This window comes from Epilithonimonas hungarica, from assembly GCF_900102265.1.
Classification (GTDB): Bacteria; Bacteroidota; Bacteroidia; order Flavobacteriales; family Weeksellaceae; genus Epilithonimonas; species Epilithonimonas hungarica.
Window position 1 is genome coordinate 596,433 of sequence record NZ_FNBH01000003.1, and the last position, 11,748, is coordinate 608,180.

Here is an 11,748-nt window from a genome sequence, read left to right on the forward strand (position 1 = left end):
TTCTTTACAACCACCAATGGTAATAATTGTGCAATCCATCATATTCAAATCCGCAGCGAGGATAAAGTGAATTGCCAATATCGTTGGTCTTTTCGGTTTCCAGCATCAGTCCGCAGGCTCCGGTTTCTTCGCACCATTGTTTACTTCGGTTTATCAGTGCAACCGACAATCCTTTTCCTCTGTGATCGGGATGAACAAAAAGATCGCTCAACAACCATTGTTTTTGTAATTTGGTATAATGAAACAGCTTATACAACTGTACAAAACCCACCGCTTTATCATCTACCACAACCAAAAAAATATCCGACTCGCTGTTTGAGAAACGTTCTTTCAGAAATTCTTTTCCTTTTTCCAGGTCAGATTCCTGGCGGTAAAAAATACGATAAAGATTGAATAATTCTGCTGTTTCCTCCAAGTTCTCTAAACTGGCTTTTTTAATTTTGTAATCCATAGTTGAAAATTATTTTTTAATGATGGTGACAAAAATATTAATACCTTGGACTATATTTGTCATCCAGTTTTAATATAACAAGTAGTCCACTATGCTCCCCTTAGAACATATCATCCTGATTGACAAAAAAAGTAGTATTGCTGTTTATAAGCAGATCGCATTTGCAATTATCAATACGATTCAAAACGGTATCTTAAAACCGGGAATACATCTGCCGGGAAGCCGGGAAATGGCTGCGATTTTAAATGTGCATCGCAAAACGGTCATTGCTTCTTATGACGAGCTCGAAGCGCAGGGATGGATCACGGTTTACCCGAGAAAGTATGTAATAGTTGCAGAAAAACTCCCATTGCTTCAGCCTAAAAAATGGAATGAAAACGAGTTGGGACATTCTTATGATAATGATCTTAAAATAAATTTCAGAATAATTGACAAGTCCTGGTGTGTTGAAAGAGACATTGCCGAAATTATTATAGATGACGGACATCCTGATGTAAGGCTCTCGCCGATTGATGAATTACTGAAAACATACCGCTCTTTAACCTCTAGGAAATTGTCCATCAAAAATGCAAATACGGGTACAACACAAGGAACGGTCAGGCTACGGGAAGAGCTCGTCAAATTCCTTTCAGACACCAGAGGTTTAAACATTTCAGCTGAGAATATCCTGATTACGCACGGGGCGCAAATGAGTATTTATCTTGCTGCACAGTTATTATTAAATAAACAGTCCACGATCATTGTAGGGAGACCGAATTATCCTGTTGCCAACGAGACCTTTACTGAAACAGATGCTCAACTTATTGAAGTTGCTGTTGATGAGGAGGGCATTGATACTGATCAAATAGAACAGCTTTGCAAAAAGAAAAAGATCACTGCGGTATATGTTATTCCGCATCATCATTATCCGACTACGGTAACACTTAGCGTAGAACGGCGAATGAAACTCCTGGAACTTTCCAACAGCTATTCATTTGTCATCATAGAAGATGATTATGACTACGACTATCATTATGCATCCTCGCCCTATCTTCCTTTGGCAAGTGCCAATCATCAGGGGAATGTGATCTACATCGGTTCTTTTTCAAAGTTACTGGATCCTTCGCTTCGTATTGGCTTTATGGTAGCTCCCCAAAATTTTATAGCACAATGTACAGCGCTGCGAAAGATGATCGATGTGGGTGGTGACGGCTATATGCAAAATGCTTTAGCTGAATTAATAAAGACAGGAGAGCTTAAACGACATCTAAAAAAAGCCAAAAAGATATACCATCACCGAAGGGATTTTTTAAATGATCTGCTGCAAAGTCAACTTTCTGATTATATTTCATTCACTCTGCCCAATGGTGGAATGGCTGTTTGGATTACCCTGAAAAAAGAATTTTCGGTGAAACAACTTCAAAACACTCATTTGCTGAAAATCATCAGAACAGACGAAGAATCAAATGCTTTTCGTTTAGGTTTTGCGTCAATTAACGAACAGGAAATGGAGGTAACAATTGATCTATTACATCATTTGTTGAAAAATCAATAAATTATTGATCCTCACATATCATAAACGCGAATAAACTGCAGATCGGTAAGATGTGAAATCAGGAACAGTAAATAATCTGTTCTAAAGAAGATAAAACTAAATGATTACAATGACTTAAACATAGCAGATTTTTCTTTTTTCCACTTACGCAGTCTTGCCTTTGCATTTGTGTAAGGGGAAGCTGTGTTGGATTGAATCATCCTTCCAAGCGTCCATTTTTCATACCAAGTTGTCTCATAGAGTTCAATATTGGACTTTGCATCAATAACCTTTAAAATCTTATCAACAGTACATTGTAGCTTTTCCTGTAAAACGTTAAAGTCATCTTTTTCGTAGTCTTTATAGAATCTATGGGGCAATTTACCCAATTCATTCCATTTGTAATCCGTTTCGGGGAAATCTACCTTTTGAAGATGGTCTTTTTTATCGATCCACTTTAAAACCAATTCTCCCCAGCCGACAAGATAGGCAAGCAAATTATTGACGCTCATAAACGTACCTTTCGAGTGTCCCTCCAGTTCTTTCTTATTACTCATATCGAAAGGAATATTTATCAATTCATTTCGTAACTTATTATAGTTAGTCGTTATAGCAACTTGTAGCTCAGTTTTATTGGTAGGGACAGCCATCTATGAGTTCTATAATTTTCTATAACATTTTATGAATTTCTTAGAAATTGGCTACCAGCCAGCATCTATATATAAATAGTAGGTTTTTACTATTAAATAAAAATAAACTAAATATAACTTATGCACTTAGTATTTTATATTTTACACTTGGTAAACGCAAGTGTATAATTGCCAAAATGATTTACAGGGTATTTGTATGTAACTTCCAGAAGCTTATTTTTTTTCTCGTTAAAAATCCCAATTTCTCATACAGTCTAATGGCATTAAAATTAGTATCGGCAACGTGCAGGTAAGGAATTTTGGATTCGTTGAAGATCTTATTGCTCGCGTGGACGATGAGCTGTTTTGCATAACCTTTTCCTGTATGTTCCGGATGGGTGACAATAGCGCTAAGTTCAGTGTGGCCATCCATTTTCATCCTCTCTCCGGCAACGGCAATCAACTGATGACTTTTGTAGATACCGTAATAACTTCCCAGATCAGCTGTCTTATTTCTGAAATAGCCCGGCTGCACAAGATTGACAAGCTTAAATAGCTCATCTCTTTGAATTTCTGTCTGAAGTTCAATAATATTTTCTTGAATGTCAATGTCAATTCGCCTATCAAGGACCATTTGATCGCAGACCAATTCAGTTTCTATTTGAACTTTATCAGTGATATCAGGTCTATTTCCAATCACAAAAAAACTGTCACTAAGAGAGGCATACTTTGCAATACCTGATCCTGTCTCTTTATCATTCAGCGCACCACCGAAGGGACAATAATCAGGGTCGTAAAATTTTATTTGCCCATAGTCAACTGCGAAATCTTTATGGGTTTCATTCAAGGAATACCACGCCGGATCATCCAATTTATTCATTTCCATCTTTTAATATAATGCTTTCTGTTAAAAAAATAATTTATCATCGTTTTCATACTTCTATTTGATAAATTCTCGATTCTTCTTCCCAAGGATGATAGCCCTGTCCTATATATTTAAATCCGTATTTCTCATAATAACCGGTATGATCCGTACATAGATTCAAATATTTAAATCCGTACAATTTTGTATCTTCTTTGGCTTTTTGAATCAGTAAGGAACCGTAGCCATTTCCTCTCTCCTCTTCATCTATAAAAATTGCACAGATCCAGGGGTAGAGATCCATTCGACTTATAAAATCATTGGTTATCAATCCTGCACAACCGATTATCTTTACGTCTTTTTCCAATAGATACCACTGAGGTAATGATTGGGCTGCATCTAAACTGTTAGAAATACAATCTTCATAAATTACCGGTGAGATTTCAGGCCAGCTCTCCTGAAAATATTTTATACCCCTTTCTTTATATTCCGGGTTTTGTCTTATTGATATGACCTTCATTAAAATTTAAATTTTTCGTATTAATATAATTCACAATATTATTACTAAAACTGATGATCATTACCAGTTGATCATGCATCTTACTAATATTCATCAAATCATGAACTTGCTTTCTCAATTGTGCGCAATGCTTTCTTTACGATATATTCAGTTTCTTTAGTTGGACTTTCTTTTATCCATCTTTTGCAAACTTCATGAACAAATTGGGGATTGGTTTTGCTGGCATCATTCAGCCAGTTCCCGACACTGTCCCGTACATATTTTTCATTGTCAGATCTCATAGCTTCCAAAATTGTCATGCCCAATTCCGGCGATTGCTTGAGTTCTTCGATATGTGAACACCAGACCCCTCTCGGTCGTGTTGCTTCGCTTGCAAACCTTCTTATATTTCCATCTTCATTATTTGCCCAATCCATTAATATTGCAATACTTTGGCTTAGGTCTTTTGCAATGCTTGGCCTGACTGCTAACCAGCAGATCTCCCTTACCCCAAAATGTTTGTCTGCAGCAAACTGTTTGATCTGCTCAAGCTTTTGAGCAATGTTTAAGTTTGGATTTTTACCAACGGTATAACTTGCCCAACATCTTATCAGATCTGACCTGTGTGTTGAAATAGTTATTATTATATCTTGATCACCATTCACTAATGATTGCTCCAAAAGTCCTGTTCCGATTGCCTCATTAATTGTATTTACGGTCTGTTTCTTTAGCTCATCAATACGAACCAAGATAGGTTCAAGATATTTTGTGCGACCAATTTGTATCAGTAAATTTTCAAGTAAAAGCCTCTGATCAACTGCCAACCATTCGACAAGATTTGCAGTTTCAATTTTTCCGGAATTCAATTGGTCCAATATTTCCGTCGGAATTTCTTTTGTTGATCTTGCCCCTTTTCGCTTCGATACTTCCATTATCTATTTATCGTTATTTTACGTTTGGTATCCAATAATTCTGCCCACCAGTACAATAGCTTTAAAGATAGATAATGTTAAACAATAACGCAAGTCACAGCACTTCTAAATTGTTTAGTTTTAAGTATATTTACCTTGAGCTTATTTAGTTTATCGCTTACATAAACGATAAATAATTAAAGTAAAGATCACAAAGGAATGATATACATCTTTCAGTTATACAGAAATCCAACATGGAAAAAAGCAACATTTAAACTCTGGACATGGTTAAGATAAAAGCAGGCATATTCAATGAAAAAGAGATAGAGAAGGTAATTGAAATTGATAAGAGGAAGTATATTATTCTTACTCTATGGGAAATTTTGAATATGATCGTTATCCCTAACTAAAATAAGCTATCTTAACTGAATTGACAACTGTATATGAAATTTTGACAATCCATCTTCTTATAATATCGTTTTCTCTTTCTACTGGTTAATAATTCGATGAAAAATGAACAGAAGGCTTATCCTTTATTCTTATCGTGTAAAGGACTTAACAAAAAATATTGATTAAAAACCCTAATATATATTTATAGCAGGTGATAATAATACGCAAATAGACATCTTCTTTCGAAGATGTCTGCTACGCAACAACATTAGATTTTTATACTGCTTTAAATTCTGCCGTATAGATAAATTTCTATAAGAGTGAACTAGCATATCATAATTCGGGATTTTTAAAATCTTTTCCAGGGATTAATACCTTCGACTTTTAGCTGTTTATAAATGGTTTTAATGTAAACCAGATCCAATATGAATGTAACGCCAACAATAATATTCATCAGGTAAGCATGCCCCTGGTGAAGTACAAATAAATAGTAAATTCCCACTGTCAGCCCGGTTCCTATACATTTGAAAATACCTATCGTCAGGGATTGTCCTTCATTGCTTTGGCGTTCCCAAATCATCAGCAGAAAACATATGGAAATAATTAAATTTTGTATGTAAGCTATAAAAATAGCGCCTTGAAAAATATGATTTTTAAAATAATTCTGGAATTGACCAAAGAAAGGTCCGCCTGTAAGCATTATTCCGAATGCTGTTAGAAAAGCTGTTCCTGAGTATATGACCCATTCTCTTTTTGAGATACGGTAGCGATTATTAAAGTATTTATACCCGTACATAAAGTAGGTAATAATAATACCTGCATCACAAATCATCCAAACGGCATTGACCAAAGTCCCTGCAACACCTGTTCCTGCGGGTGGGTACACCACGGAAAATACTACCTCCCATGCAAAATTAAGCGCTAACGGGATAAGCGGCATCCCGTAGGACTTGTCTTTTACAGCACGATAAATTAATGCTAAATAAACGATTGTCCAGGCTAATCCGCTTAGAGATACTGCCCATAATTCTGCATTCATACAATTAATTATTCAATTTATTAATGTGAAAATTTTATCCGTTCCTCACAATTTTTGCAAAATGATTACAAGCTAAAATATATTTCTTATTTAAATAAAGCCGATGTGCGTCGTGAAGCATGTAACCACTGTCAAGATGAACTGATTGAATTCCCTTTTCCAGTGCCTCCTGATCTACATAATCCAGCAGAGCCCCAGCATAACCTTTTCCTCTGTGATCAGGATCCGTATACAGATCATCTATGTAGATCATCCAGCTCGTTCTGAGGGTATGCAGGACTCTGTAACCAACAAATCCCGCGGCTTTTGTATTATCTTCATTAGGAATATAAACCAGCGAAAATTTTTCATTCTCAATCATATCCAAAATCAGATCGATATAAGTTGATTCATCGAGATTGGTTCTGAATGCAAAAAGTACATCCTTGCAAAAAGCAATTTCCTCTCTTGTTGCAGCTATTCTAAAATCCATGAAATTATTTTAATTGTAGATCAGTTTTTTAATTTTTTCACCTGCCTCTCCCCATGAGCTGGAGCCTATATCGATCCCATTAGCAGAAACGTGCTCAACATCCTTGATTCCAATTATACTGAAAACGGTCTTAAGGTAATTGGTTTGGAAGTCCATATGTTCATAGAATTCACCCGGATCATAGCCTGCGTTTCCCCGAACCATTAACAGGTATGCTCTTTTATCTGATAACAATCCGGTATAGGGATTTTCAGGAGTCATTTTATTAACAAGAACCGTCTCGTTTACTCTTAATATTTGGTCTATGTATGCCTTTAATACACTTGGGACAGACCAATTATACATCGGCGTACCCAATACTACAACATCTGCATCTTTAAGTTCTGCAATAAGCTTATTACTGATTTTTAAAACCTGCTCATCTTCATCTCCCCTAAGCTCAGCAGGTTTAAATGCTGCGGCTATCCATTTTTCAGTAACGTGGGGTATATCTTCCTGACCTATATTACGGTAGGCAATACTGTCATTCGGATATTTTTCCATCCAATTTGCAGTAAATATCTCTGTAAGCTGGCGGCTTAATGATCTTTCTGTACGGGCACTTGCATTTATAACTAATACTTTACACATTTTTTTATTAATTTAAAATTTTATAAAGGATGCATATTCAGGGAAACTCCTACCCTGTTCAGTGCATTGATATTGATCACTGAAATAATGATTTTTGCAGTCATTAACTCTCCGAAAAGTTCAACAGCCTCCTGATAGGTGGTATCGCTAAGTCCATGATTAGAAATTAATGTAATTTCTTCCGTAATTTTCAAAATAACCTGATCTTCATTGCTGAACCAGTCTTTAGCCTCTCTCCACGCACTCAATACATGCAACCTTTTTGGATTTTCACCGAGTTTCAAAGTCTCTTCACTGTGAAGATTCATACAGTATGCACATCCATTAATTTGTGAAGCTCTGATCTTAATAAGCTCCTGCTGCAGTTTATCAACACCTGAATTTGCAACAAACTGTGACATTTGAAGCAAAATCTGATACGATTCAGGAATAAGTTCCTTTAGGTTTAATCTTTTTGACATAATTTTAAATTTATATGATTATAAATAAATAAAAGTCAAACACATAGCTGACCTCATCTATTTTTCTATGCAAATGTATTTCGCATTCACCCCTCTTTGACTGACCAGATTTATATACTTACATAGACCAGTTGAAATTTCTTTGATTTTTAACAAAGCTTGATTACATTTGCTTATCATGCTTCCTTACAAAAATTTAATTATTATAGATAAAACCAGCCATATAGCAGTTTTCAAACAGATTGCCGTGCAGTTTATCGGTCTTATACAAAAGGGGAAACTTCTGCCGGGTACAAAACTTCCGAGTACCCGTGCATTGGCTTATGATTTAGGGTTACACAGAAAAACAATTATGGCTGCCTATGATTCTTTGGTTTCTGAAGACTGGATTGACAGCCTACCCAGAAAAGGATATATCGTATCGCCCAATTTACCTTTTGTCAAACCACGATCTTACAACAGCAACGGACTATCAGCGTACGAAAATGAACCCGGATTTATATTTGACAGTCTTTCCAGTTATATCAACCCGTCTTCACCTTCAAAGAAGCATGAACTCATTATAGATGATGGTCTTCCTGATACCTCATTACTTTCTCCGGGTATCATGCTGGCTGGATACAGGAAAGCTTTGGATTATCCTACGCTGAAGAAAATAAGTACCGGATGGGATCTTGAAGGATCCTTAGATTTCAGAAATTCTTTATGCCATTTTTTAAATCAAACACGAGGAATTGATATTACGACAGAAAACCTGCTTACTGCAAGAGGTGCACAAATGGCTATTTATTTATCGGCATCCCTAATTATTAAGCCGGGAGACAAGGTAATAGTGAGTGATCCGAGTTATTTTTTTGCCAACATGATCTTTGAACGTTTTGGAGCAGAACTCATTTATGTTCCGGTTGATCATGATGGAATGTGCACCGAGGTACTTGAGGAATTACTAAAAAAACATTCTGTTAAGCTGTTGTACGTTATTCCTCATCATCACCATCCTACAACCGTAACAATGAGTACAGCACGCCGCAATGAGCTTTTAATACTGATAAAAAAATATCAGATCGCCGTTATTGAGGACGATTACGATTATGATTTTCAATTTGAATATGCTCCTTATTTACCTTTGGCAAGCGGAGATCACGAGGGAAATATAATATACATAGGTTCTTTAACCAAAGTTTTAGGAGCTCCATTCAGGTTAGGCTATATTGTCGCAGCCAAAAAGTTTATCCGTTCTGCAGCCAAGCAGAGACTCCTGATCGATTTGAGAGGTGATGTATTTACCGAACAGGTTGTTTCAGGTCTTATAGAAAATGGGGAGCTCACAAAACTTATCCAAAAAGCCAATAAGCTTTACCGTCATCGTTGCCATTTTGCAGCAGAATTATTTGCCAAACAGCTTGGTGGTATTGTTCAGCTGACAAAACCTAACGGAGGGATGGCTCTTTGGCTTCAATTCAAAAATGATTTTCCACTGGCAAAAGTAATAGCCAATGCAAAAGGGTTAAAGATTATAGGAAGCGTCTATAGTAAAGAACGAAATTCCAATTTCAATGCTTTTCGTTTTGGTTTTGCTTCATTAAACGATGAAGAAATAATCAAAGCCATTGATATCCTAAAGACAACGATACATAAATAGATCTAAAGTTTTAATGCTACAGCCGGGATCACGGTTTATAATTCCTAAATCATCGGCCTTTCAGTTGTAATGTTTTGCAGAAAATGTCGCTCGTTCACTTTCAAAGTTAAAATACAGTTCAATACAACCCTTGAATACGTTGATATTCAAGGGTTGTATTGTGGTCCCACCTGGGCTTGAATCGGCTCCGGCATTATTAATGATAATTTCTATTCTACCATACTTTCCCAATATCTCCTTTGGCGCACTAATAAAAAAGCCTAAATCTCGTATATTTAGACTTAATCCAGTTTATGGTGTAAAAAAAGTCAAGCCATTTTTAATATCAAACAAAGTGTTGTCAGGCTGTTCTTTTAGTGCTTACGTTTAATTTTTTCGATACTTTAAAGACATAGATTCATATTCACTGTTATCTAATTGAATGAAATCCGAAACTCCAAAGGTGTTTGATTAGTCTTATTTTTAAATAATTTGCTGAAAGATTGTGAGTATTCAAACCCGAGTTCAAATGCAATTTCGCTAACGGTAAGATTTGTTGTAGTGAGAATGTATTTTGCCCTTTCAATTATTTTGTCTTGTATATGCTGTTGGGTACTTTGCCCTGTAAGATTTCTCAACATATCACTCAAATAATTGGCAGACATATTTAATTCGTTAGAAAAAAACTGAACGGACGGAATGCCTTTTTGTTGTAAGTGTCCATTGTTTATATAGTCTGATAATAATTTTTCAAACCTAATCAGCAAATCATTATTAACCGCTTTCCTTGTGATAAATTGACGATTATAAAATCGGTTGCAATAATTCAAAAGTAATTCTATTTGAGAAATCAAAATATCCTGACTGTAAACATCAATGTCCGAAATGTACTCTTTACGGATAGTGTCCATTACGCTTTCAATTATTTTTGATTCTCCATCAGACAAATGCAACGCCTCATTTACAGCATAGGAAAAGAAACCAAATTGTTGGATTTTTTTATCCAAAGAATATGTTCTTAAAAAATCGGGGTGTATTAACATTGTCCAACCTTTCAACTGTACATTATCCGCTAATTCAGATACAATAACTTGTTTGGGTGCGTGAAATACCATTGCACCTTCCTGAAAATCGTAATATTGCTGACCGTATTTCATTGTTCCGTCATAATTGATTTTTCGGCTTATCGTATAAAAGTTATAGGTTTTATTCTTTAATTTTTCATCATTAAAATTTCTAATACTCTCGTGATTGATAATACTAATCAAAGGGTGTTTTGGCTTTTCAACACCTAACAAACTATGATACTCCGAAATGGATTTTATGTTATATGGTTTTTCCATTTTCATTCAGTAAATTTATTCTAAATTAGTAGATGTAGAAATGTGCTTATACACTTCAAATTCTTCGAGGTTTTTAGCCATTTTATCTGTTATCATTTTGAAACTATCCACTCCTAAAATTAAATGTACTGGCGGATTTTCCATATTAGCTAAATTAAACAATTCAGTTACTAATTTTTTAGGGTCGCCCGGTTGTGTTCCTGCTCTTCCTGAATAACTTTGAAATGTTTTATCACTATCGTATTCTTCTATTCGGTTCTTTGTGTAAGTTAATGAGCCTTCATCAAGGAAATTTGTTCTGAAGGAACCTGGCAACACAACAGTAGCTTTCACATTAAGCGGTGCAATTTCTAATGCCAATGATTCGGTAAGCCCTACCATTGCAAATTTTGAGGTGACATAACTCCCAATGTGCGCACCTGCAATATAGCCTGCCGCAGAAGCGATATTGATAATATGACCGGAACGTTGCTTTCTAAATTGTGCCATTGAAGCCCTGATAACATTTACCGTTCCGAATAAATTTACATCCAGTGCTTTTCTAAATTCGTCATCGGTTAATTCTTCCAAACTTCCGATATATGAAAATCCTGCATTATTAACGGCTACATCTAATCCTCCAAAATGTTCAACTGTTTCGTTGATTGCCTTTTTAACATCTTCGCTGTTTGTAATATCTAATTTAATGGGCAGAAAATTCTCGCTTTCAACTCCAACACTTTGTTTTAATTGATTTGTATTTCGTGAAGTAGCAGCAACTTTTTCGCCTTTATCTAATAATAGTTTTGTCAGTAACAGTCCCATCCCTTTTGATGCCCCTGTTACAAACCAACTTTTTTGTTTTTCCATCTTAATCAAACTGTTTTTTATTGTCTTAAATACGTTGTGTGAACAATAATAACCATAGGATTTTCACGAAAACCCTAT

General features: G+C 35.6%; 13 protein-coding genes. 2 read left to right on the plus strand and 11 right to left on the minus strand.

Annotation, left to right across the window (positions count from 1 at the left end; genetic code table 11):
• Window positions 1–4: 4 nt before the first annotated feature.
• Window positions 5–451, minus strand: a complete 447-nt coding sequence (locus BLT30_RS14455) for a GNAT family N-acetyltransferase (protein ID WP_089874238.1) — start codon at window positions 449–451, stop codon at window positions 5–7.
• 91 nt (window positions 452–542) lie between these two features.
• Between BLT30_RS14455 and pdxR the strand changes: the two genes are divergently transcribed.
• The gene (gene pdxR / locus BLT30_RS14460) at window positions 543–1,985 is read left to right on the plus strand and encodes a MocR-like pyridoxine biosynthesis transcription factor PdxR (RefSeq protein WP_089874239.1); all 1,443 of its coding nucleotides are present in this window, start codon (window positions 543–545) and stop codon (window positions 1,983–1,985) included.
• Between the two features lie 104 nt (window positions 1,986–2,089).
• Here pdxR and BLT30_RS14465 read toward each other — a convergent pair whose 3' ends face one another.
• The 8 genes from BLT30_RS14465 to BLT30_RS14500 form a co-directional block, all read right to left on the minus strand.
• Complete coding sequence (locus BLT30_RS14465; RefSeq protein WP_089874241.1) at window positions 2,090–2,614, minus strand: ClbS/DfsB family four-helix bundle protein; 525 nt, start codon at window positions 2,612–2,614, stop codon at window positions 2,090–2,092.
• Between the two features lie 181 nt (window positions 2,615–2,795).
• Window positions 2,796–3,473, minus strand: coding sequence for a GNAT family N-acetyltransferase (locus BLT30_RS14470; RefSeq protein WP_245707186.1), 678 nt, complete (start codon window positions 3,471–3,473; stop codon window positions 2,796–2,798).
• Between the two features lie 52 nt (window positions 3,474–3,525).
• Window positions 3,526–3,975, minus strand: coding sequence for a GNAT family N-acetyltransferase (locus BLT30_RS14475; RefSeq protein WP_089874244.1), 450 nt, complete (start codon window positions 3,973–3,975; stop codon window positions 3,526–3,528).
• 98 nt (window positions 3,976–4,073) lie between these two features.
• A complete protein-coding gene (locus BLT30_RS14480; protein ID WP_089874245.1) occupies window positions 4,074–4,886 on the minus strand; it encodes a DNA alkylation repair protein in 813 nt (270 codons plus the stop codon).
• A gap of 718 nt (window positions 4,887–5,604) precedes the next feature.
• Window positions 5,605–6,294, minus strand: a complete 690-nt coding sequence (locus BLT30_RS14485) for a transmembrane-type terpene cyclase (RefSeq protein WP_089874246.1) — start codon at window positions 6,292–6,294, stop codon at window positions 5,605–5,607.
• A 34-nt stretch (window positions 6,295–6,328) separates the two neighbouring features.
• Window positions 6,329–6,766, minus strand: a complete 438-nt coding sequence (locus BLT30_RS14490; RefSeq protein ID WP_089874248.1) for a GNAT family N-acetyltransferase — start codon at window positions 6,764–6,766, stop codon at window positions 6,329–6,331.
• A 9-nt stretch (window positions 6,767–6,775) separates the two neighbouring features.
• Entirely contained in the window at window positions 6,776–7,396 is a 621-nt protein-coding gene (locus BLT30_RS14495) for an FMN-dependent NADH-azoreductase (RefSeq protein WP_089874250.1), read from the minus strand.
• Window positions 7,397–7,416: 20 nt separating this feature from the next.
• A complete protein-coding gene (locus tag BLT30_RS14500) occupies window positions 7,417–7,857 on the minus strand; it encodes a carboxymuconolactone decarboxylase family protein (RefSeq protein WP_089874252.1) in 441 nt (146 codons plus the stop codon).
• Window positions 7,858–8,035: 178 nt separating this feature from the next.
• On the opposite strand from BLT30_RS14500, the gene BLT30_RS14505 reads away from it, so the two are divergent.
• Entirely contained in the window at window positions 8,036–9,499 is a 1,464-nt protein-coding gene (locus BLT30_RS14505; RefSeq protein ID WP_089874254.1) for an aminotransferase-like domain-containing protein, read from the plus strand.
• A 413-nt stretch (window positions 9,500–9,912) separates the two neighbouring features.
• Here the strand turns inward: BLT30_RS14505 and BLT30_RS14510 are convergent, their stop codons facing one another.
• Together BLT30_RS14510 and BLT30_RS14515 are read right to left on the minus strand one after the other, a co-directional pair.
• Complete coding sequence (locus BLT30_RS14510; protein WP_317040540.1) at window positions 9,913–10,821, minus strand: helix-turn-helix domain-containing protein; 909 nt, start codon at window positions 10,819–10,821, stop codon at window positions 9,913–9,915.
• 15 nt (window positions 10,822–10,836) lie between these two features.
• A complete protein-coding gene (locus BLT30_RS14515) occupies window positions 10,837–11,670 on the minus strand; it encodes an SDR family NAD(P)-dependent oxidoreductase (protein ID WP_089874258.1) in 834 nt (277 codons plus the stop codon).
• Between the last annotated feature and the right edge of the window lie 78 nt (window positions 11,671–11,748).